The following is a 23,597-nucleotide window of genomic DNA, read 5'->3' as shown; positions in this document are numbered from 1 at the left end:
ATTACGCCCCGAGGTTGAAAAGCTGCATTGAACGAAGTTAATTACGAATTACGAATTTTGCGTACAGTTTGTAACAAATGAATCCTAGCGTTGCTCCGAAAATATAGCCGGTTAAAATATCCGATGGAAAATGCAACCCAAGGTAAATTCTGCTGTAAGCGAATATCAAAGGGAAAAGAAACAATAAATAAGCATGTTTGTAATATCGCTTTAAAATCATAAAACCAAAAACAGTACTTGCCATTGAATTGGCAGCATGACCCGAGAAAAAGCTAAACGATTTACTGGTTTTCACCAATCTGATGATGCCTTTGATTTCTTCGTCGTTGCAAGGCCTCATGCGTTCAAAATTATATTTGAAAAGATTCACCGTTTGATCACAAATCAAAATCATCACTGCGGTAAAAAGCACATAATAGCCAAAATTTTTCCAGCCAATCTTCTTTTGTAAAAGATAAAAAATGAATAAGAATATCGGAGCCCAATATACTTGCTTGGTAATAATCAACCACAGTCCATCGAAACGTTCAGAACCCAAACCGTTCAAATAGACTAATAATTCCTTATCGAGTTGAATTATTTTTTCGAGCATTAAAATTGGCGTTTAATTGGACCGGTTAGAGAGTCTAAATCTTCTGCAGCTTTGTTGACTTCTGGCAATATATTTTCGGAGACATTGCTTTTTACTTTTTCAACTTCGTCCGTAAATGTTGATGTTAATCCTTTTACCGAATCATTAATTTCTTTAACCTCTGCGCTTTTTTGAATTTCAGATTTAATATCGTTGGTTGCATTTTTTACTTGCGCCATTATTTTACCCAAAGTTCGTGCGATTTCCGGAACTTTATCAGAACCGAAAAGCATCAATGCTATGAAAACGATAAAAATTAATTCGCCACCGCCTATTCCAAACATATTTGAAGTGCTTAATTATAAAGTCGCAAAGTTACAAAGTTCTGCTAATCAAATTTTGATTTTTCCGTTGTTTTTGGCCAAGAATTATTTGAAGTGTTAATGTCAGCCGTTTCCTCTTTCGGATCGACTACAATTTTAGCAATGGCTTTTTGAGTGGCAAAAGTTCTGTTGACTTCTTTGTCATTCATTCTCCAAATTTGAGCCGGAAAATAATGGTTTTCAGTCGTTCCGTCTTCAAAGGTAATTTCGACGATAATCGGCATTACCAATCCGCCGGGTTTGTCAAAAGTCACTTGGTAAAAATACTTTGGCTCACTTAACTTGGCTCTTTCCTCTGCGGTGAATTGTTTGTTCACATAATCCTCCAAAGCTTGAAAGTCTTTAATTTTAAAAGGTTTATTCAACTCCGGTTTGAAATCTGAACTTCCTTCAGCAATCATGTAAACCATAGCTCCGTTTCTTGAATCACGACGACGTCTGGTCTTTAAAAAATCGCTGACTTCTTTCGAAGCTTCATTGGATACAAAATATTTTTTTACTTCTTTAATTCCTATATCAGTGTAATCAGTAGTGTAAAACCAACCACGCCAAAACCAATCTAAATCGACTGCCGAAGCGTCTTCCATCGTTCTGAAAAAATCTTCCGGTGTTGGATGTTTGAACTTCCATCGGTTCGCATAAGTTTTGAAGGCATAATCAAATAATTCATGACCCATAATCGTTTCCCGCAAGATGTTTAAGGCCGTTGCCGGTTTTCCGTAGGCGTTGTTCCCAAATTGACGCAAACTCTCTGAATTGGTCATTATCGGTTCCAAACCGGTTTGGTCACCACTCATATAAGGAATAATATTTTTGGCCGGACCACGACGGGTTGGAAAATTTGGATCAAATGACTTTTCAGCTAAATATTCCATAAACGAATTCAAACCTTCATCCATCCATGTCCATTGACGTTCATCGGAGTTGACAATCATCGGGAAAAAATTGTGCCCAACTTCGTGACAAATTACGCCTAACATGCCATATTTTGTTTGGTCGGAATATTTTCCATTTTCGTCAGGACGACCATAATTCCAACAAATCATTGGGTATTCCATTCCTTGGTCGCGTGCATTAATTGAAACTGCTTTTGGATAAGGATAATCGAAAGTGTAGGAAGAATAACTTTTTAGCGTATGCGCTACAATTCGGGTAGAATATTCTCCCCAAAGCGGATTGCCTTCTTTTGGATACAACGAAATCGCCATTGAAGTCGTGCTACCGGTTTTGACTGCCATCGCATCATAAATGAATTTTCTGGAAGTGGAAATTCCAAAATCACGTACATTTTCGGCTTTGAATTTCCAAGTTTTTTTCTTTTCAGAAAAGCCTTTTTCTGCCGCTTCGGCTTCGGCTTGTGTAACTACTACAATCGGTTTGTCGAAAGACTTTTCAGCTTCGGCATATCTTTTTAATTGTTCGGCTGTAAAAACTTCGCTTCTGTTCATTAATGAACCTGTAGCTTCCATGATATGATCGGCCGGAACAGTAATGTTTACTTCATAGTTTCCAAAAGTCAAAGCAAACTCGCCTGAACCCCAAAACTGCATATTTTGCCAACCTTCAACATCGTTATAAACCGCCATTCTTGGATAAAATTGCGCTAAAACATACAGATTGTTACCATCTTTTTCAAAATGCTCATAACCCGAACGACCGCCATCAATAGTATAATTGTTGATGTTGTACCACCATTTGATGGAGAAAGTAATTTTTTCTTTGTGCTTTAAAACCTTAGGCAACTCTATACGCATCATGGTTTGGTTGATGGTGTACGCCATAGGCTTTCCTTGCACATCTTTTACATATTCGATTCTGAATCCACCATCAAAATCTTCTTCTAAATATTTTCTGGAAAAAGCTTGCGCTGAAAAAGCGGGATCAGTTTTTTTATTTTCAACCAAAGGCGAATTGGAGTTTCTCGCTTTTTCGTTTTGGTCTAATTGTAACCATAAATAATCTAATGATTCCTTAGCATTATTAGTATAAGTAATGGTTTCTGTTCCGTATAACTTTTGGTTTTTATCATCTAATTCGACATCGATTTTGTAATCGGCTTGTTGTTGATAATATTCTGGACCCGGTGCTCCCGATGCTGTACGATACATATTAGGCGTTGCCATTAGGTCGTACATTTGTTTAAACTTATCCGGATTTCTTTCTTCTGATTTGGAATTTTTTGGAGTTTCTTGTGCTTGAAGTAATCCCATCAGCAGCAAGAAAAAAAATGATAAAACCTTTGTTTTACAATTCATAGCCTTATTTTTAAGGTCATAAATGTAGATAAATTTCTGTTACAGAATAAAATCGAAAATTATTTTAACATTCCTTTAGTGATTGATGCAGACAATAAAAGGTTTTGCTTCTTACCGTTATTATTAAATTGAATAATATTTTGTTGTTCAGAATGTACGTCAATAAGGATTGAATTTTCAACCTCGAGCGAAGTAACTTTAGACACTTCTTTAATACTTAAATAACAAATCACAACATTACTTTCCACTTCACTACTCAAATAATTATAGGCTTTGGATTTGCCGTTTACAATAAGTTTAAAGTTTTCTGCCAAATATTTTTTTAGTAGAGCAACATCTTCCGGCGTTTCCTTTTGGGTGCCGATATTGGTGCTTTTTTTATAGGCTTTGGTCACAGCATCATTCAAATCGTCCATGAAAATTCTGGTGGTAATTTCAATCCTTTTTTTCTGTGGTACAAAATCAATTTGGTAAATTGACACATAAAATCGATGCGAATCAGCCGATGTAAGTCCGACAAAAATCAATGACAAAAGGAATATTTTGAGCAATCTTTTCATAGTCATATTATTATTTCTCAGGTTTTATCAATGCCAAAAAATGGGTCGCTAATTCACTCATCCTAAACTTAGCCATCTCTTTATCTTTGGCATTTATTAACTCCATTAATTTTGGGTCTTCTACTATATAGTACAAAAACCCTTTGACATTCTCTTCAGGGATTTTCAATTTTTCAGTGAAATAATTGGTTTCGAATTGGTTTTCAATTTTGGTCATCAAAAGCTCTTTTTTCTCCACTTCGAGCTCTTTTTTCAACATAGCCGTTCTTCCGCTGATGGAGTTGATTAAGCCATCGAAACTCATTCCGCCAAGTGGAATTAACAACGGACTATACCAATGGAACTCTTCAGCGGCAGCCAATCTTCTTTCGGCCGGTGTATATTTTTTTGCCGGTTTGTCAAGGATGCCAAGTGAAACCGCATTAATGTCTTTGTATTCTTTGATTTCAACTTCTTGCAATGCAATCACTTTCGGAATGAGTGTAGTGGCCAGAAGCTTTTTGGCTAAATCATCTTCTTGAATAATAATGTCCTTAGTTTCAGTTTGTAAACTTTTGAATCGAAGCGTATCACCTACTTTCACAAACATTGAATAATCGCCGGTTTCATTAGTTGTAGTCGATGATTCTGAACGAAGATTGAAAACATTAATTTGGTTAAGCTCTTTGATAGCGCAAACAATTTTACCTTTAAGAAACACCAATTCTGCGGATTGTGAAAATCCAATATTGTGAATAAAAAAAAGTAAAATCAGTATTTTGTACTTCATTCGAATTGCTTTAATTAATAGTCAAAAGTAGTAACTATTTGCCATCAACCTGACAAGGATTAATACATTTTAGATAGTTAATACAAAAGCAGTTTACATTTTATTTTTGGTGTTGAATAAAATTTAGCTAATTAAACCAGTTATCACAAGAATCATTAGACTTGGTAAAAATATCTTACTGTTTCCTAAATAAATGCCAACATCTTGGTAATTATTTGTTAAATAAAATCAGTAAAAACACTATTTTTGAGATTTAATATTTGAAGGAAGACTACCATTGGAAGTCAGATAAAATGAATTGTAAATGAAAAAACTAATTATAGCCAGTACCTCAACGATACACGGAGGAAGTTATTTAGACTACTTGTTGGCAACCCTGGAAAATCACTTCAAAGACTGTAGTGAAATCCTTTTCATACCGTATGCTCGTCCAGGCGGAATATCTCATGACGATTATACGGCTAATGTTCGTCAGGCTTTCGCCAAAATTAACTTAACTGTGAAAGGTTTGCATGAATTTGAAAATCCTGTAGAAGGTATTCAAAAAGCACAAGGAATTTTTACCGGCGGTGGCAACACTTTTTTATTGGTTACCCAATTGTATCAAAATAAGGTGATGGACGTTTTAGCTAAAACGGTTGAAAGCGGAACACCTTATCTAGGTTCAAGTGCCGGAAGTAATATTACCGGCTTAACGATGCAAACGACCAATGACATGCCGATTATTTATCCGCCTAGTTTTAAAACTTTGGGGTTGATTCCGTTTAATTTGAATCCGCATTATTTAGATCCGGATACCAACAGCAAACACATGGGCGAAACCCGTGAAACCAGAATCAAAGAATTCCATGCTTTCAATTCGACTCCCGTTTTAGGGTTACGTGAAGGCAGTTGGTTAGAAGTTTCCGGCGAAAAAATAATTTTAAAAGGAAATTTAACCGCACGATTGTTTCAGCAGAATCAAACTCCTGTAGAGCTGGAGCCGGAAACAGATTTGGCTTATTTAGGAAAATGAAATTTAACCGCAGATTCGCAAATTAAAATAAAAAATCGTTTGAGACTTTCAGAGCGGAAGACGAGGCTTCCCGATGAATCGGGATAAACTTCTCGCCAAAACCAAAATAAAAAAGTCCCAAACTATAGTTTGAGACTTTCAGAGCGGAAGACGAGGCTCGAACTCGCGACAACCAGCTTGGAAGGCTGGAGCTCTACCAACTGAGCTACTTCCGCATTAATGTGGGTGCAAATATATAGAATAACTTTGCTTTGATGCAAATTTTTTTCAAAAAAAATGTTACAAAAAACAGTAGTGCATATAACCTTAAGAAAACCATTTAGTTATAAAAATAAAAATGTTAACCATTAGAAAAATTTCAGCCCAAGAGACCATTACAGTCCGTCATCCGGTGCTCAGAAAGGGAAAACCGATTGAAAGTTGCTACTTTGATGGTGACAATTTGACAAGTACAAAGCATTTTGGTTTGTATGAAAATGGAATTCTTCAAGGTGTAATCTCTCTTTTCGACCATAAAAGTCATCTATTTGAAGACAAAAATCAATCTCAAATTCGAGGCATGGCAGTTTTAGAAAACAATCAGGGAAAAGGATTCGGAAGCCTATTAGTTGAACATGCTGAAAAGATCCTCAAGGCTCAAAACGTTTCTTTAATTTGGTTCAATGCTCGTGAAAATGCCGTTGGCTTTTATCAAAAAATGGAATACGAAATCATTGGGAATTCCTTTGATATTCCTGACGTAGGCAAACATTATATAATGTGGAAAAGACTAAGAAGCTAACTTAGAAACTATTTCTTGCTTAACCGTAGGATGGTAAATAAACAAACAAGATTTGTCCTTAATCACATTGATGATTTTCTGGTTAAGCTCAACCGGAACTGCAGGACAACCCAAACTTCTGCCTAATCTTTTGTTTTGCTTGATAAAAGATTCCGAAACATAATCGGCACCATGCATTACTACCGCTCTTTCTCTGGCTTTATCGTTCAAGCCTTTTTGCAATCCGTCTAATTTTAGGGACATGCCGTGTTTTCCATTATAGATTTCGGCGGTAGCATAAAAACCCACGCTACTTTTAAAAGACTCGGCTTGGTTAGAAAAAGCTTGCGCAAATTCTTCACCTGTATTTCTACCGTGTGCTACTAATGTTTGAAACAAAACGATATTTTTATCCAAATCTATCACCCAAAGTCTTTTAGTATTAGAAGACAAACTAAAATCAACAATCGTCAATATATTTTTTTGAATCAACCCTTTTTCCTTGAGATGATTGAATCCGTCAAAAGCCAAATTAAAACACTCAAAACTAGGCAACGCAAAAGAATTAGCATCTATTTGACTATAAACAGATGCATTTGCTGAAGTCGCTTTCTCGGTTTTCTCCAAACTTGAAATTACTGGGTTTATTTTATCAGTTACAGTGTCGAAAGACATCAACAACACGAAAAACAACAAAGAGAAGGATTTATAATTCATTGACTGCTATAGGTTTAATATTAGACTTGGGTTGGGCAAATATATATTATATTTATCCAAAACCAAATTATTTGCCTTTTATTAAGCTAATTTTAATTTTCATAATACTTTATAAATCAATAGCTTTTATTTGAACAAAGATTGTAAATATCAATTAAATAGTTATTTTTGTTCGTCAAACAAAACCATCAATGCCTAAATTTTCTTACTTATTTCTTTATGCTTTTTTGCTTTTTTCCTGCTTAGTTTTTAGTCAAAAGAAAACACTTCAAACAAAATCTACTGATAACAAAATCACTATTGACGGTAAGTTTGACGAATTGGCTTGGAAAGATGCTAAAATGGCCACTGATTTTGTAATGATTGAACCTGACAACGGAAAACCTGCACCCAATGAAAGACGTACAGAAGTAAAAGTTGTTTATGACAATACTGCTATTTACATTGCTGCTACCTTATATGATGACGAACCTCAAAAAATACTAAAAGAGTTTACCTTAAGAGATGATTTTGCTACAGCTGATCATTTTGGCGTTCTCATCAACGGTTATAATGACGGACAACAAGAGTTTCGTTTTTTTGTAAGTGCCGCCGGTGTGCAACAAGATGGTGTTTATACCGAGGCCAAAGGTGAAGATTTTTCTTGGGATGCTATTTGGGAAAGCCATGTTGATGTTACTAATTTCGGATGGCGTGTTGAAATGAAAATACCTTATGCTGCACTCCGATTTCCTTCAGAAAAAAAACAAACTTGGGGCATCAATTTTTACCGCGAAGTTCGCCGTTTCAGACAACAATATTCATGGTCAAAACTAGATAGAAGTATTACCAACGAAAGTACACAAGCCGGAATTTTAGAAGGCATTGAAAACATTGAAACCCCTACCCGATTATTCCTAATTCCGTATGCTTCGCAATATTTGTATTCCAATAAATCGCAAAAAACTTTTGGTGAATTCAAAGGCGGAATGGACATTAAATATGGCATCAATGATGCTTTTACTTTGGATGCCATTTTAATTCCCGATTTTGGCCAAACCAAATTTGACAATGTCGAATTAAACCTGACCGCTTTTGAACAACAATTCAGTGAAAACCGACCGTTTTTTACCGAAGGAACCGATATGTTCAGCAAAGGCGATTTACTTTACACCCGAAGAATTGGTGAAACACCCGAAATTAATATCGCCGATGATGAAACAATAATTGACCAGCCCGGTTCTATTAGATTGATTAATGCTTTGAAAGTTTCCGGTAGAACCAAAAGTGGTTTGGGTATAGGTGTTTTAAATGCGGTAACAGAAAACACCAGCGTAGTGGTCAAAAATAACGACACCGGTGAAACGCGCCTACAAAATATAGCACCGCTGGCCAATTACAACGTCTTAGTTCTTGACCAACGTTTCAGAAAAAACTCTTCGGTGTCATTAATCAATACTAATGTAACTCGGAACGGCGAATTCAGAGATGCTAATGTTTCGGCTTTGGTGTGGGATTTAAACACCAAGAAAAATACCTATAACTTGTCGGGTGCTGTTAAATATAGTTATGTGAATAACATGGCTGACATAGATGATAAAAAAGGAATAGCGGCCAATATTAATTTAGGAGAAACGAGTGGCAACTATCGCTATAGTATTGGGAGTGTTTATGCCTCAACAGATTTTGACAACAACGATTTGGGCATCAATTTTATGACCCATTATCACGGTTTCTATATTAATTCTAATTACAGGACTTTAAATCCCAATAAAATATTCAACTCATTTCAAGCCTTTTTGAATACTTACACAGAGTTTGACAACAGAACCGGAAGAATTCAAGCCGGAAACCTGAATTTGTATTTTAACGCCTACGACAAACTAAACGACTTTTATGGCTTTGGAATTTACAGCAACCCATTGGATGTGTCCGATTTTTATGAGCCCAGATCCATAGGTGAACAGCGTTTTGTAAACATTCCAAGAAATGTTAGAACTTACTTTTTGTATTCTACCAATTACAACCGACCGTTTGCCCTTGACATCAATCCTTCCATCACTGTTTTTGATGAAAAAGGCAGAAAAAACTATACCGTTTTATTCAGTCCAAGATACCGTTTTAGCGATCGATTCTCTTTAATATATAGCTTTACCTTTAGCAGACAGAACAACAATGTAGGTTGGATTGATTTTGATGCAGATGACAACACCATTTTTGCCCGAAGAAACAGAATTACACACATCAATACTCTGCAAGGAAAATACTCTATCAACAACACGATGAACTTTAATTTAAATGTTCGCCACTATTGGTCTCATGCCACCAATAATGAAATATTAACTCTAATGGACGATGGGAGTTATGTAAACAATTCAAGTTATACCACCAATAAAAATTCGAATCTGAATTTATGGAATCTTGACCTCACTTATTCTTGGTGGTTTGCTCCGGGAAGTCAAGTTTCTGTTTTATATCGAAATAACGCCTTTTTGTTTAGTAGAGAATTTAACCGCCAATATGAAAGCAATCTCAATGATGTTTTGGACAGCGAAAACCTGAATCACGTTTTCTCTATCAGCATTCGTTATTTTATTGATTACAACTCGGTAAAAAATTCTCGCTTTTATAATTCGTTCACCAAACCTAAAACCAGAGAACGCTTCTAAAAAACAGAAAATTAGCCTTAACTTTGCTACTCACTCAAGGCTGAAGACCAAACTACAAGTAATAAAACACCCAATGAACAAGAAAGTAATCCTAATGATTTTAGACGGATGGGGAAAATCACCCGACCCAAAAGTATCTGCCATTAACAACGCCAATGTTCCGTTTATAAATAGTTTATACAAACAATATCCCAATGCCCAATTAAGAACCGACGGCCTAAACGTAGGCTTACCCGATGGTCAAATGGGGAATTCCGAAGTAGGCCACATGAATCTTGGCGCAGGCCGAATTGTATATCAGGATTTGGCCAAAATCAATTTGGCAGTAGAAAATAAAACTTTCAATAAAGAAAAATCGATTGCAGATGCTTTTGATTATGCTAAAGAATATGACAAAGCAGTCCATTTTCTCGGGCTGGTGTCTGATGGTGGGGTGCATTCGCATATCAATCACCTCAAAGGATTAGTAGATGCTGCTTATGATGCCCAACTTTCTAAAGTCTACATCCATGCTTTTACCGATGGTCGCGATGTTGACCCTAAATCGGGAGCGGGTTTTATAGCCGATATTACCAATCATATCAAAGGTACAACTGTTAAATTGGCCTCTGTCATCGGACGTTATTATGCCATGGATAGAGACAAACGCTGGGAACGCGTTAAGCTCGCCTATGATTTAATTGTAAACGGAAATGGGGTGCATTCAACCGACGCCGTAAAAAGCATTCAGGAATATTATGCCCACAATATTACCGATGAATTTTTGGCCCCAATAGTCATGACCGATGATAATGACGACCCAATTGCCACCATTAAAGAAGGCGATGTGGTTATTTTCTTCAACTTCCGAACCGATCGTGGCCGACAATTGACCGAAGTACTTTCGCAAAAAGACCATTTGGATCACAACATGCACAAAATGAATTTGTACTATGTAACGATGACCAATTACGATGATACTTTTAACAACATCTACCGAATTTTTGACAAAGACAACCTAAACGAAACCTTAGGCGAAGTTTTAGAAAAGTACGGTAAAAAGCAAATCCGCATAGCCGAAACCGAGAAATATCCGCACGTTACTTTCTTTTTTTCGGGCGGACGCGAAGAACCTTTTGAAGGCGAAACCCGAATTTTAAGAAACTCACCAAAAGTCGCCACCTACGATTTACAACCGGAAATGAGTGCCTTTGAACTCAAAGACGCTTTAATCCCAGAGTTACAAAAAGGTGAAGTCGATTTTGTGTGTTTGAATTTTGCCAATGGCGATATGGTAGGTCACACCGGCGTTATGGAAGCCGCCATCAAAGCTTGTGAAGCGGTTGACCTTTGTGTGGCTGCAGTTGTAGAAACCGCTTTGGCCAATAATTACACTACAATCATTATAGCCGATCACGGTAACTGTGAAACGATGATTAACCCTGATGGCTCGCCAAACACCGCACACACCACCAATCCGGTGCCGATAATTATGGTTGATAAAGACCACATAAGAGTGCACGATGGTGTTTTGGGTGATTTGGCTCCAACTATTTTAGAACTGATGGGCATTCCAAAACCTGAAGTTATGACTGGAAAATCGCTTTTAGTAAGATTATAAAGACCCTATACCACCAAATAAAAACTTTGCTATATCATCCCTAACGGGATTTCGACATCAGTGTAACTAGTTTTACTTTTACCTAGATAAAATCCCTAACGGGATAGTTTGAAAGAGCTGATTTTTTTCAAAAAAACTAAGCGATTATGACACCGTAGGTGTCAAATGTCGGCAAGTAGAGATTGTAAAATCAAACAAAATCCCGTTAGGGATGATATGACTTGGCTTGGCTAATTTAACACTTATGGTTGTTGATACCGCTTGTTTTGCAAAAGACAATCCCCATCTAGCCCTGATTGCAGTGAAAATAAAAAATGCTTCCTCAATTTGGAAGCATTTTTTATTGCAACGGAAAGCGGGAAAATGGACTGCAAATATGCCCTAGCCTTTCGCTCCTATTTCAACAGCTCATAATAACTTCTTTCGATATTTTCCTGATGCGTTGGATGAGCAATTTTGACCATTTCATTGAGGCGTTGCTTTAAGGTTTTGCCATACAAGTCGGCGATGCCATTTTCGGTAATGATGTATTGCACATGAGATCGAGTAGAAACCACACCGGCTCCTTGTTTTAAATAAGGAACAATTCTGCTTTCGCCTCTTTTGGTGATGGAAGGCAAAGCAATAATCGCTTTTCCACCTTCGCTTAAAGAAGCACCGCGAATAAAATCCATTTGGCCTCCAACGCCCGAGTACATTTTGGCACCAATAGAATCGGCACAAACTTGCCCGGTTACATCGACTTCGATAGCCGAATTAATAGCAACCATTTTAGGATTTTTTCGAATACGAGCCGTATCATTTACCATAGAGGATTCCTTCATTTCTATAAACGGATTGTCATTCACAAAGTCATACAACCGTTTGGAACCAATTAAAAAAGTAGCCAAAACTCTGCCGCGCAAGGTGCCTTTGTAGTTGCAATTGATCACATCGCTTTCAATCAAATCGATTACGCCGTCGGAAAACATTTCGGTATGCAAGCCTAAGTCTTTGTGATTTTTGAGTTTGCTCAAAGCCGCATTCGGAATCGAACCGATACCCATTTGCAAAGTGCTTCGGTCTTCGATTAACGAAGCGACATACTCGCCTATTTTTTCTTCTTCTTTGGAAAAAGGCGTTGGCGCATGACCATAAATAGCTTCATTAACTTCAACTAAATAATCAATTTCAGAGACGTGAAGAATACCGTCGCCAAAAGTTCTCGGCATTTGCGGATTGACTTGGGCAATGACAATTTTGGCATTTTCAATTGCCGCCACAGTGGCTTCGACAGAAACGCCTAACGAACAATAACCGTGTTTATCCGGTGGCGAAACGTGAATAAAAGCCACATCAATCAGCAATACTTTTTTGCGAAACAAATGCGGCAATTCGCTTAAAAAAACCGGTGTATACGAACCGTTTCCGGCGGTTAACGTATGCCGAACATTGGCCCCGATAAAAAAAGAATTCACATGAAAACTATCCGCTAATTCAATATTAGCATAAGGTGCCGGTCCTTCGGTATGCAAATGACAAACCTCAACATTGCGGAGTTCTGAGGCTCTTTCGGCTAAGGCTTGGGTTAAAATGGTTGGAGTAGCCGCCGCCGCTTGAACATAAACCCTATCGTTTGACTTTACTACTTTGACTGCTTCTGCAGCCGTAACATATTTGCTCATAACTAAAATTTAGGTCAAAATTAACTCGGAATCTTGTATAAAAATATGACATTTCTCATAAGACATTCGGTTAATAATTATAAATAAAAGTTAAAGTTTCAATATTAATAGTATTACTATTATATTTGCAAAAAACATTATCGACATGGATACCATTCTATCCAACATAAAAATTCAAGTAAACGAAAAGATTTACGTTAAAGATCCGGAAACCTCAGCGCTTGGAAAGAAAATCGTTCAAGAAAGTATTCTATTGATTGACGAAGTTGGGTTTGAAGTTTTCACTTTTAAAAAACTAGGTGAAAGAATTGGTTCCAATGAAAGTTCAATATATCGCTATTTTGAGAGCAAGCACAAACTCTTATTGTACCTGTCTTCGTGGTATTGGGGTTGGATGGAATACCGCTTGGTCTTTTCTACCTCTAATATAGTTGACCCGATGGACAAACTCAAAAGAGCCATCACCATAGTTACCGAAAAAATTGAAGATGATTCGACCACGTTACACGTCAACGAATCGATTTTGAATAAAATCATTATAGCTGAATTTACCAAAACACTACTAACCAAAGAAGTAGATGAAGAAAACAAAGAAGGCTTCTTTTTGGTTTACAAAAGAGTAATCAACCGTATTATTGAAATCATTCAAGAAGTAAATCCACAATATGGTTATGCCAAGAGCTTGGCTTCTTCAATGGTAGAAGGTTCGCTGCACCAACACTTTTTAAAAGACCATCTGAAAACCATTACCAATTGTAATGAAAATAATTCGCCTTCACAATTTTATATCGATTTGGTTCAAAAAACTTTAAGCAAATAACTATGGCACTAACAGCATCTCAAAGATTAGTCAACTTATTAAAACTCGACCGAAAAGACATTTATCAAGTGTTTTTTTACGCTATTTTCGCCGGATTGGTGAGTTTGTCACTTCCGTTGGGCATTCAAGCCATTATCAACCTAATACAATCGGGAAGAGTGAGTGTTTCTTGGATCGTTTTGGTATTTATTGTTATTGCCGGTGTCGCCTTGGTAGGGATTTTATCCTTAATGCAATTGCGCATTACCGAAAATTTACAACAAAAAATATTCATCCGTTCTTCATTCGAATTCGGTTTTCGCTTGCCTAGAATTAAAACTGATGCATTGCACAATCAATATCCGCCCGAATTGGCCAACCGCTTTTTTGACACTTTAACCATACAAAAAGGAGCTTCAAAATTACTGATTGACTTTTCTTCAGCCTTGTTACAAATTGTTTTCGGAATCATTTTGCTCTCGCTTTACCATCCGTTCTTTATCTTCTTTGGTATTTTTCTAATCTTGTTGTTGTATGTGATCTTTCGCTTTTCCTATAATTCAGGATTGTCAAGTAGTCTAAAAGAGTCGAAATACAAGTATAAAGTGGTGAGTTGGCTTCAAGAAATGGCGCGAAACAATTTTAGTTTCAAAAAAACATCCAACTTCGATTTTGCTTTAACCAAAAATGACCGTTTAGTTTCAGAATACTTGACTTATCGCGAGAGACACTTTGAGATCATCAAAAGACAATTTACCCAATTGATTGTTTTCAAAATCATTATCACCGCAGGATTATTGCTTATTGGCGGATATTTGGTACTGAACCAAAAGATGAACATTGGTCAATTTGTAGCCGCGGAAATCATTATTTTATTGGTCATCAATTCTGTTGAAAAGCTTATCATTGGGTTAGAAACCTTGTATGATGTTTTAACCGCAGTAGAAAAAATAGGGCAAATTACCGATTTGGAAATAGAAGAAACCAATTCAAAAACCGCCGATTATTGCTATACCAATATTCAATTAGCGGCAGAAAACCTGAGCTATAAATTCCCGGATGCCAATGATTATGTACTGGAAAAAATAAACCTAACCATTGAGCAATCTGAAAAAATATATTTAGAAGGATTAAACGGTTCCGGAAAAACAACCCTGATTCGCATCCTTTCCGGATTGTTGCAACCAACATCAGGTTCGTTATACATTAATGATGATACTTACCGAAAAATTGATTTGGAACAATACCGCTCGCAAATCAGCACCATTATCATTGGCGAAACACCATTTGAAGGAACAATTATGGAAAACATCACTTTCAACAATCCGCTGATTTCTCAAGAAGATTTGAAATGGGCGATTGAAAGCGTCAACTTGGGCGATTTCATCAAGTCTTTACCGAAAGGTTTAGACACGAAAATTTATCCCGAAGGCAAGCAATTGTCATCTTCGAATGCACAAAAAGTGCTTTTAGCGCGTAGTATTATTAATCGTCCTAAGATTTTATTCTATGAAGATGCATTAGATAAAATGGATAATGATGCTGCGAAAGAAGTCATCGATTTCATTACTGCTAAAGAAAACCAATGGACACTAATCGTTTCTTCAAAGAACGACTATTGGAAAGAAAAATGTTCCCGAAAAATCATCATGAGCGAAGGAAAAATTATTAATGACACTAAAAAACAATAACGATGCTTAACATTTCAAACAACAACAGAATTGGCGATAGCATAGAAAAATACAGCACGTTTAACACGCTAAGCAACCGACCGCATTACAAAATTTTGAACAAAATTATTGTAGGGGTTTCTCTATTGGGTTTATTGATATTGTTTTTGCCATGGACACAAAACATCTCGGGAACCGGTGCCGTTACTACTTTAAAGCCCGATCAAAGACCACAAACCATTCATTCTGCTATTGCCGGTAGAATTGAAAAATGGTATGTCAAAGAAGGTGATTTTGTACAAAAAGGCGATACCATTCTTTTTATTTCGGAAACCAAAGAGGATTATTTGGATCCCAACTTGGTTAAAAATACCGAAAGCCAACTCAAAGCCAAAGAACAAGCCGGAAAATCCTATGGTGGAAAAGTGACCTCGCTCGAAGCTCAAATTGCCGCCATTCAAAACGAACGCCAATTAAAGTTGCAACAAGCACAAAATAAAATCAAGCAATCACGACTTAAAGTCAAAAGCGACAGTATGGACTTAGTGGCCGTGAGAACCCAAATTAAAATCGCTACCACGCAATTCAATCGATCAGTAGCTTTAAATAAAGAAGGCTTAAAGCCGATGACCGATGTGGAAGAAAAACGCTTGAAATTACAAGAAACCGAAGCCAAAATCATCACGCAGGAAAATAAATTCTTAGCCAGCGAAAACGAGTTAATTAATGCTAAAGTAGAAATCAACCGAATTATTGCTGAATACAACGAAAAAGAACAAAAAGCCCGAAGCGACCAATTCACGGCGCTTAGCAGTCAGTACGACACTGAAGCACAAGTCAACAAACTCAAAAACCAATATACCAATTACCAAATTCGTAATGGCATGTATTACATCAAAGCACCACAAAGTGGTTATGTCAACAGAGCGTTACAATCAGGAATTGGTGAAACGATTAAAGAAGGCACACAAATAGTTAGTATCATGCCGGCAAAATATGATATTGCCGTAGAAACTTTCGTTACGCCAACAGACTTACCGTTACTACACAAAGGGGAAAAAGTGAGAATTTGGTTCGATGGTTGGCCTACAATAGTTTTTTCGGGTTGGCCCAATATGTCTTACGGAACTTTTGGCGGAAAGATTGTCGCCATCGAAAATTTTATCAGCGATAACGGAAAATTCAGAGTTTTGATTGCGCCGGATGAAAATGATATTCCGTGGCCAAAACAAATCAGTATTGGTTCGGGTGCACAAACCCTGGCATTATTAGACAATGTTCCTGTTTGGTTTGAGATTTGGCGAACGCTCAATGGTTTTCCGCCGAATTATTACCAACCGAAAAGCAATCTTCAAAAAGACAAAAAGTAATGAGGACGATAATTATAGCTTTTTTATTTTTCGGGATGTCGGTTTGGAGTCAAAACACTTCCAAAGAACTCACATATAACGAGTTTTTAGGCTATGTCAAAAAATACCATCCCTTAGTAAAAAGTGCCGATTTAGAACTTAATCAGGCGCAAGCCAATTTGATGATGGCCAGAGGTGGATTTGACCCAAAGATTGAAGTCGATTTTGAACAAAAAAAATTCAAAGACAACGAATACTATTCCATTTTAAACAGCAGTTTCAAAATCCCAACCTGGTATGGCGTTGAAATCAAAGCCGGATTTGACAACAATGATGGTATTTATCTGAATCCCGAAAATACGGTTCCGAATCAAGGATTGACCTCTCTTGGCATTTCAATTCCGCTTGGACAAGGTTTGTTCATTAACCAGCGCATGGCCGATCTGCGAAAAGCTAAAATTCAAGTCAATTTAAGTCAGGCCGAACGAAATTTAATGGCAGTTTCCGTTTTGTACGATGCTTCGGTAGCTTATTTCAATTGGAAGCGAAATTTTAACGAAGTTACCTTGTACCAAAGTTATTTAACCAATGCCGAAGTCCGTTACAATGGTATAACCAAATCCATTGAACAAGGCGACAAACCTGCGATTGACAGTGTTGAAGCCGGAATCATTGTTAGAAACCGAAAGCTCAGTTTAGAAGAATCCCGATTAAAATTGGCGAAAGCCCAATTGGAATTGTCAAATTTTCTTTGGTTAGAGAATAATGTACCGCTTGAATTGCAAGACGACATGATACCGGAGGAAAATTTGGCCGCGACCATCAAAGAAACCTTGCGAACCAACGATTTGATGTTGGAAAATCCATCACTGGAAAACCATCCGAAAATCAATGCGCTAGAAAACAAAATCGCAATGCTCGAAGTAGAACGGAAGCTCAAGGCCAATATGCTCTTGCCTAAAATCGACTTAGGCTATTCTTATTTATCCGAACCGAGTTACTTTGACAATTATCGTTTTCAGGATTATAAAGTTGGGGTGAATTTCTCATTTCCGGTATTTTTGAGAAAAGAACGCGGGAGTTTGCTATTGACTAAATACAAAATACAAGACACCAAATTCGATTTAGATTTAGAACGAGTGCAATTGAAAAACAAAATCAAAGCCCAACAAACTGAAATCGCTTCTTTAGAAAGACAGCAACAGTTAATTGAAAGCCTGGTGAACGATTACAGCACAATGTTGTCTTCTGAAGAACGGCTTTTTTCCTTTGGCGAAAGCTCTATTTTTTTAATCAATACGCGCGAAAACAACTTGGTTGCTGCTCAATTATCAAAACTGCAACTTGAAAACCGATTTTTGGACTCGAATGCCGCTCTGTTTAAAATCATGGCCAATCCTGAGTAAGTATGGCTAAAATAATTACTTTTGCAAACTGATTCAAAGTCACAAACGAATCGAAAAGAAGTTAAACTACAGCAGATGATTATCCAAAAAACAAGAGAAGAGATTGAATTGATGCGCGAAAGTGCTTTGATTGTTTCCAAAACTTTAGGCATGATAGCCTCCGAAATCAAACCCGGAGTAACCACTTTATATTTAGACAAATTGGCCGAGGCTTTTATTAGAGACCATGGTGCAGAACCGGGATTTTTAGGCATGTACGGCTTTCCAAACTCGCTTTGTATGAGTCCGAATGCACAAGTGGTTCACGGTATTCCAAACAATGTTCCTTTACAAGAAGGTGATGTGATTTCGGTAGATTGTGGCGCTTTGAAAAACGGTTTTTACGGTGATCACGCTTACTCTTTTGAAATTGGTGAAGTTGCTCCGGAAGTCAAAAAATTATTGCAAGTCACCAAAGAAAGTCTGTACGTTGGAATTCGCGAATTCAAAATCGGAAACCGTGTGGAAGATGTTGGCAATGCTATTCAAAAATATACCGAAGCACATGGTTATGGTGTGGTTCGTGAGTTAGTCGGACATGGTTTAGGCCAAAAAATGCACGAAGAACCGGAAATGCCAAACTACGGAAAACGTGGTCGCGGAAAATTATTCGTTGAAGGCATGGTTGTAGCGATTGAACCAATGATCAATATGGGCACCAAAAATATCAAGCAACTCAAAGACGGTTGGACAATCCTAACTGCCGATGGAAAACCAAGCGCTCATTTTGAACATGATGTAGCCTTGATTGACGGAAAACCGGAATTACTTTCGACCTTTGCTTATATCTACAAAGCTTTAGGAATTGAGAGCAATGAAGAAGATGAGTTTAGAAAACAAGCATTGGTTATTTAAGTTACACAGAGATTCACTAAGAAAAAATGAGATTCACTGAGAAATTAAGAATATATAATATTTATTTAACTATTAAAATTAAATCATCACATAGAGAAATAACAAATTAAATTCTCTGTGAATCCCTGCGATACTCCGTGTAACTCTGTGTAATTACTCTACAACAACCATGAAAAAAATATTCAAATTCATTTTAAATACTATTCCAAGACCAATACTTATTCGTTTAAGTATTGTGGTTCGACCTATCTTGGCTTTTATCCTAAAAGGGAATCGGTTCACTGACCCGATTGACGGGAAAAGTTTCCGTATGTTTTTGCCTTATGGTTACGGAAATCAAAGAAACAATGTATTGTCACCAAGTACACTTTCGCTAGAAAGACACCGTTTGCTTTGGTTGTATTTACAAAATGAAACCGATTTTTTTACCGCAACTATCAAGAAAAAGGTACTGCACTTTGCACCTGAGCAAGAATTCTACAAGCGTTTCAAGAAGCAAAACAATATCGATTACACGACTACTGATTTACTTTCACCATTAGCTGATGTAAAAGCGGATATTTGCAACTTGCCATTTGAAGATAATGCGTATGATTTAATCCTTTGCAACCACGTTTTGGAACACATTCCCAATGACACCAAGGCCATGCAAGAGTTATACCGAGTTTTAAAACCCGGCGGAATGGGCATCTTTCAAATTCCACAAGATTTATCAAGAGAAACGACTTTTTCTGATGATACGATTGTTGACCAAAAAGAGCGCGCTAGGATTTTCGGGCAATATGATCACGTTCGTGTTTATGGAAGAGATTATTTTGATAAGTTGAGAAGTGTAGGTTTCACAGTAATTGAAGAAGATTACACCAATAAAATTGCGTCTGAATTAGTAGAGAAGTATTGTTTGGCCAAAGGAGAAATAATTCCGGTCTGTTTTAAATAATTCTCTTTCTGGCACAATTCTCGCTTGATAAAATTAGTATCTTTACCATTCTGATATATAATAGTATGCCAAAAAACAATCTCTTTTTATTCGGTTTTCTTTTTTTCTTCAGTACAATTTTCGCTCAAGTCGAAAAAGAAATAGCACCTCCTTACAATATTAAAACCGTGAGTTTTGTTCAAAACGGACAAAATGCTATTCCCATGTTCAGATTAGGGGATAGTTTTCAATTTATGTTTGACGATTTGTACGGCAATGAAGCCAATTATTTTTACACCATAACCCATTGTGATTACGATTGGAAACCATCACAATTGGCCAAAGCTGAATACCTCAATGGCTTTGACGACCAAAGAATTCAGGATTATACCAATTCTTTGACAACACTTCAACTCTATTCACACTATCGACTATCATTTCCTAACAGATTTACCCAGTTTAGGGTAAGTGGTAATTATGTAATCAAAATTTTAAACGATGATAAAGAAGTCGTTTTTTCAAAAAAATTCATTCTTTACGAAGAACTGGTGAGTGTTCCGATGCAAGTAAGAAGACCGAGAACTTTAGCAGTTACCAATCAGAAACACAACTTAGATTTTGCTATAAAATCGGCTACTATTAATTTCCAAAGTCCGCTTAAAAACGTAAAAGTACTGTTGTTGCAAAACGGAAAATTTGACAATGCCATTACTAACATTGTCCCACAATATACCATTGGCAACGATTTGATTTATAAATATGATACGGAAACCCAATTTTGGGCCGGAAATGAATACCTGTTTTTTGAAAACAAAGATATTCGGGCAGCCAACAACAGTATAGCCAGAATTGACTCTAAAGGCGGAATTTACAACGCATATCTTTATCGCGCTGAAGCAAGGGCCAACATGCCTTACACCTACTATCCCGATATTAATGGTAATTTTATTGTAAAAAATATCGGAGCACAAAACAGTGAGATTGAAGCCGATTATGCTTGGGTGTTTTTTAGCCTATCGGCACCAAGTTATTATGGCAAAAAACCCATCTATGTGAATGGCATGTTTAATAATTTTGCTCTTAGCGAAGAAAATAAAATGGAATACAATGCTGAAAAAGGGGTTTATGAAAAAGCCATTATGATTAAGCAAGGTTTTACCAATTACCAATATGTAATTGCAGACAGCAAAGGGGTAATTGATGAAGAAAATGCCATCGACGGCAACTTTATCCAGACAGAAAATAATTATTTTGCGTTAGTTTATTACCGAGAAAACAACCAACGATATGATAGAATTATAGGTAAAGGAATTGCAAATTCTATTGATATTACCAACTAGAAAATTTAACATCTAATTCACTTATCAAAACGTATTTTTCGTAAATTTGACATCGCAATAGAATGAATTCTACATGGTTTCACAAATAACAAGAGGAATAAAGATTTCGGTCTTGACTAGTTTTGAAGGTACTTACTTCAAAAACTACAAGATTCATTTTGCTTTTAGTTATGAAATCACCATCGAAAACCATAGCAAAGATTCTGTACAGTTAAATACCCGTCATTGGGAAATTCTTGACTCACTCAATGATAAAGAAATAGTAGATGGTGAAGGTGTGATTGGCAAAAAACCGGTTTTAAAACCAGGCGAAAAACACACTTACAATTCGGGTTGTCTTTTATCTTCTCCTTTCGGAGCGATGAGCGGTTACTTCAACATGATTAATTTTACGACTACCAAAACATTTAAAGTAATTGTGCCAACCTTCAAATTAAGCGCACCATTTGCATTGAACTAAAAGATCGTGTTAAAGACGGATTAATCTTTGTCGGCTCTTATTAAAAATTCAAAATTTCCTTTGTACTTTTGTGTCAAATTTAGAAATTCTTAAAAAAGAATCTTTTAAGTTATTCATTTGTCAAATTTTAATCTTTTCATATCATGCCAAAAGGTTTTTTTCATGTCCCAAAAGCGGTTAATGAACCCGTAAAATCATACGCTCCCAATTCGCCCGAAAAAGCAGCTGTTCTAGCGGCTTATAAAAAAATGTGGAACGAGACTATCGATGTCCCAAACTACATAGGCAGTGAAGAAATTCGCACCGGAAATACCCGAAACATGACCGCGCCTCATGATCACCAACATGTTGTGGGAAAATACCATTTAGCCGAAAAAGCGCATGTAGAAAAAGCCATTGTTGCCGCTTTAGAAGCGAGAAAAAAATGGGCCAATATGGCTTGGGAACAACGTGCCGCTATCTTTTTGAAAGCTGCCGAATTGATTGCCGGACCCTATAGAGCCAAAATCAACGCCGCAACAATGATTGCGCAATCGAAGACTATTTTCCAAGCCGAAATTGATGCTTCTTGTGAATTAATTGATTTTTTGAGATACAATGTTGAGTTTATGACTCAAATTTATAACGACCAACCTAAATCAGTTTCTGATATTTGGAACCGAGTGGAATACCGTCCGTTAGAAGGTTTTGTTTATGCGATTACGCCGTTTAACTTTACAGCAATTGCCGCAAATCTTCCGGCGAGTGCCGCTTTGATGGGCAACACAGTCGTTTGGAAACCAAGTGACAGCCAAGTTTTTTCGGCAAAAGTGATTATCGATGTCTTTAAAGAAGCCGGAGTTCCTGATGGTGTAATCAATGTAGTTTTTGGCGATCCGGTGATGATTACCGATACTATTTTAAAACACCCTGATTTTGCAGGAGTTCACTATACCGGTTCGACTTTCGTTTTCAAAGAAATTTGGAAAAAAATTGGTGAGAACATTCATACTTATAAAACTTACCCAAGAATCGTAGGCGAAACCGGTGGAAAAGATTTCGTTTTAGCGCATCCGAGTGCCAATGTGAAACAAGTCGTAACCGGAATTACCCGTGGTGCTTTTGAATTCCAAGGTCAAAAATGTTCTGCGGCTTCCAGAGGTTATATTCCGCAAAGTTTATGGCCTGCGGTAAAAGAACAATTGATTACCGATGTAAAATCGATGAAAATGGGTTCGCCGGAAGATTTCGGAAACTTCATTACAGCCGTAATTCATGAAGGTTCATTTGACAAATTAGCGAGTTTTATCGACCAAGCTAAAAAAGACAGCGATGCCGAAATTATCGTTGGTGGCAACTATGACAAATCAAAAGGTTACTTTATTGAACCAACTGTAATTGTGACCACCAATCCAAAATATGCTACGATGGAAACTGAACTTTTCGGACCGGTGATGACGATTTATGTTTATGAAGATGCCAAATGGACTGAAACTTTACAATTGGTAGACAGCACTTCAGAGTATGCTTTAACCGGAGCGATATTCAGTCAGGATCGATATGCGATAGAAGAAGCTACCTTGGCTTTGCAAAATAGTGCCGGAAACTTCTATATCAATGACAAACCAACCGGAGCTGTTGTAGGAATGCAACCATTCGGCGGAGCAAGAGCTTCGGGAACGAATGACAAAGCAGGTTCCATGCAGAACTTATTGCGTTGGGTTTCGCCAAGAACAATCAAGGAAACTTTTGTTACTCCGGAAGATTACAGATATCCTTTCTTAGGAGAATAAAAAGTATTTATAAATAAGATGATAAGCTCAAGTTTTTACTTGGGCT

Annotated in this window: 20 protein-coding genes and 1 tRNA gene; 13 read left to right on the top strand and 8 right to left on the bottom strand. The window is 37.0% G+C overall.

The genetic code is table 11. The features are described from left to right. Positions 1 to 37: 37 nt before the first annotated feature. Genes ACK4R1_RS04955 through ACK4R1_RS04935 form a run of 5 tightly spaced genes read right to left on the bottom strand, consistent with a single transcriptional unit; the run spans position 38 to position 4,538 of the window. Positions 38 to 592: a phosphatase PAP2 family protein gene (locus ACK4R1_RS04955; protein ID WP_409684296.1), complete on the bottom strand. Its 555-nt coding sequence runs from the start codon at positions 590 to 592 to the stop codon at positions 38 to 40. After that, positions 592 to 915, bottom strand: coding sequence for a twin-arginine translocase TatA/TatE family subunit (locus ACK4R1_RS04950; protein ID WP_409684294.1), 324 nt, complete (start codon positions 913 to 915; stop codon positions 592 to 594). The genes ACK4R1_RS04955 and ACK4R1_RS04950 overlap by 1 nt, the downstream gene beginning before the upstream one ends. A gap of 44 nt (positions 916 to 959) precedes the next feature. Further along, on the bottom strand, positions 960 to 3,209 hold the full coding sequence (locus tag ACK4R1_RS04945) for a M1 family metallopeptidase (protein ID WP_409684292.1): 2,250 nt from the start codon (positions 3,207 to 3,209) through the stop codon (positions 960 to 962). Positions 3,210 to 3,268: 59 nt separating this feature from the next. Further along, the gene (locus ACK4R1_RS04940; RefSeq protein WP_409684290.1) at positions 3,269 to 3,769 is read right to left on the bottom strand and encodes a DUF6702 family protein; all 501 of its coding nucleotides are present in this window, start codon (positions 3,767 to 3,769) and stop codon (positions 3,269 to 3,271) included. Positions 3,770 to 3,779: 10 nt separating this feature from the next. Continuing rightward, complete coding sequence (locus ACK4R1_RS04935) at positions 3,780 to 4,538, bottom strand: hypothetical protein (protein ID WP_409684288.1); 759 nt, start codon at positions 4,536 to 4,538, stop codon at positions 3,780 to 3,782. 304 nt (positions 4,539 to 4,842) lie between these two features. Between ACK4R1_RS04935 and pepE the strand changes: the two genes are divergently transcribed. Beyond that, positions 4,843 to 5,553, top strand: coding sequence for a dipeptidase PepE (gene pepE / locus ACK4R1_RS04930; protein WP_409684286.1), 711 nt, complete (start codon positions 4,843 to 4,845; stop codon positions 5,551 to 5,553). Positions 5,554 to 5,695: 142 nt separating this feature from the next. On the opposite strand, the gene ACK4R1_RS04925 is transcribed toward pepE, so the two are convergent. Further along, a tRNA-Gly gene (locus tag ACK4R1_RS04925) sits at positions 5,696 to 5,768 on the bottom strand. A gap of 122 nt (positions 5,769 to 5,890) precedes the next feature. On the opposite strand from ACK4R1_RS04925, the gene ACK4R1_RS04920 reads away from it, so the two are divergent. Continuing rightward, positions 5,891 to 6,334: a GNAT family N-acetyltransferase gene (locus tag ACK4R1_RS04920; RefSeq protein WP_409684284.1), complete on the top strand. Its 444-nt coding sequence runs from the start codon at positions 5,891 to 5,893 to the stop codon at positions 6,332 to 6,334. Here the strand turns inward: ACK4R1_RS04920 and ACK4R1_RS04915 are convergent. Next, positions 6,323 to 7,030, bottom strand: coding sequence for a murein L,D-transpeptidase catalytic domain family protein (locus ACK4R1_RS04915; RefSeq protein ID WP_409684283.1), 708 nt, complete (start codon positions 7,028 to 7,030; stop codon positions 6,323 to 6,325). The two genes, ACK4R1_RS04920 and ACK4R1_RS04915, sit on opposite strands and share 12 nt — an antisense overlap. 191 nt (positions 7,031 to 7,221) lie before the next feature. Here ACK4R1_RS04915 and ACK4R1_RS04910 point away from each other — a divergent pair, with 191 nt between their 5' ends. Continuing rightward, on the top strand, positions 7,222 to 9,678 hold the full coding sequence (locus ACK4R1_RS04910; protein WP_409684281.1) for a DUF5916 domain-containing protein: 2,457 nt from the start codon (positions 7,222 to 7,224) through the stop codon (positions 9,676 to 9,678). A 73-nt stretch (positions 9,679 to 9,751) separates the two neighbouring features. Next, positions 9,752 to 11,278: a 2,3-bisphosphoglycerate-independent phosphoglycerate mutase gene (gene gpmI / locus ACK4R1_RS04905; RefSeq protein WP_409684279.1), complete on the top strand. Its 1,527-nt coding sequence runs from the start codon at positions 9,752 to 9,754 to the stop codon at positions 11,276 to 11,278. Positions 11,279 to 11,673: 395 nt separating this feature from the next. Here gpmI and ACK4R1_RS04900 read toward each other — a convergent pair whose 3' ends face one another. Continuing rightward, on the bottom strand, positions 11,674 to 12,942 hold the full coding sequence (locus ACK4R1_RS04900) for an acetyl-CoA hydrolase/transferase family protein (protein WP_409684277.1): 1,269 nt from the start codon (positions 12,940 to 12,942) through the stop codon (positions 11,674 to 11,676). 145 nt (positions 12,943 to 13,087) lie between these two features. On the opposite strand from ACK4R1_RS04900, the gene ACK4R1_RS04895 reads away from it, so the two are divergent. The 9 genes from ACK4R1_RS04895 to pruA all read left to right on the top strand — a co-directional run bounded on the left by ACK4R1_RS04895 (position 13,088) and on the right by pruA (position 23,551). After that, positions 13,088 to 13,762 (top strand): TetR/AcrR family transcriptional regulator, encoded by a 675-nt coding sequence (locus tag ACK4R1_RS04895; RefSeq protein WP_409684275.1) that lies wholly within the window; start codon positions 13,088 to 13,090, stop codon positions 13,760 to 13,762. A gap of 2 nt (positions 13,763 to 13,764) precedes the next feature. After that, positions 13,765 to 15,432 (top strand): peptidase domain-containing ABC transporter, encoded by a 1,668-nt coding sequence (locus tag ACK4R1_RS04890; protein ID WP_409684273.1) that lies wholly within the window; start codon positions 13,765 to 13,767, stop codon positions 15,430 to 15,432. A gap of 2 nt (positions 15,433 to 15,434) precedes the next feature. Then, on the top strand, positions 15,435 to 16,781 hold the full coding sequence (locus tag ACK4R1_RS04885) for an HlyD family secretion protein (protein WP_409684271.1): 1,347 nt from the start codon (positions 15,435 to 15,437) through the stop codon (positions 16,779 to 16,781). Then, a complete protein-coding gene (locus ACK4R1_RS04880) occupies positions 16,781 to 18,166 on the top strand; it encodes a TolC family protein (protein WP_409684270.1) in 1,386 nt (461 codons plus the stop codon). The genes ACK4R1_RS04885 and ACK4R1_RS04880 overlap by 1 nt, the downstream gene beginning before the upstream one ends. 75 nt (positions 18,167 to 18,241) lie before the next feature. After that, on the top strand, positions 18,242 to 19,060 hold the full coding sequence (gene map / locus ACK4R1_RS04875; protein ID WP_409684268.1) for a type I methionyl aminopeptidase: 819 nt from the start codon (positions 18,242 to 18,244) through the stop codon (positions 19,058 to 19,060). A gap of 169 nt (positions 19,061 to 19,229) precedes the next feature. Continuing rightward, the gene (locus tag ACK4R1_RS04870) at positions 19,230 to 20,000 is read left to right on the top strand and encodes a class I SAM-dependent methyltransferase (protein ID WP_409684266.1); all 771 of its coding nucleotides are present in this window, start codon (positions 19,230 to 19,232) and stop codon (positions 19,998 to 20,000) included. Between the two features lie 65 nt (positions 20,001 to 20,065). Further along, entirely contained in the window at positions 20,066 to 21,319 is a 1,254-nt protein-coding gene (locus tag ACK4R1_RS04865) for a DUF5103 domain-containing protein (RefSeq protein ID WP_409684264.1), read from the top strand. A 73-nt stretch (positions 21,320 to 21,392) separates the two neighbouring features. Beyond that, positions 21,393 to 21,779, top strand: coding sequence for a Co2+/Mg2+ efflux protein ApaG (gene apaG, locus ACK4R1_RS04860; protein WP_176305912.1), 387 nt, complete (start codon positions 21,393 to 21,395; stop codon positions 21,777 to 21,779). A 143-nt stretch (positions 21,780 to 21,922) separates the two neighbouring features. After that, positions 21,923 to 23,551 carry an L-glutamate gamma-semialdehyde dehydrogenase gene (pruA, locus tag ACK4R1_RS04855; RefSeq protein WP_409684262.1) on the top strand — a complete coding sequence of 543 codons (1,629 nt, stop codon included), beginning with the start codon at positions 21,923 to 21,925 and terminating at the stop codon, positions 23,549 to 23,551. Positions 23,552 to 23,597: the final 46 nt, after the last annotated feature.

The organism is Flavobacterium sp. (assembly GCF_046293665.1).
Lineage (GTDB): Bacteria > Bacteroidota > Bacteroidia > Flavobacteriales > Flavobacteriaceae > Flavobacterium.
The sequence above is the reverse complement of the archived record's forward strand: the minus strand, read 5'-3'. Positions and strand labels throughout refer to the sequence as shown.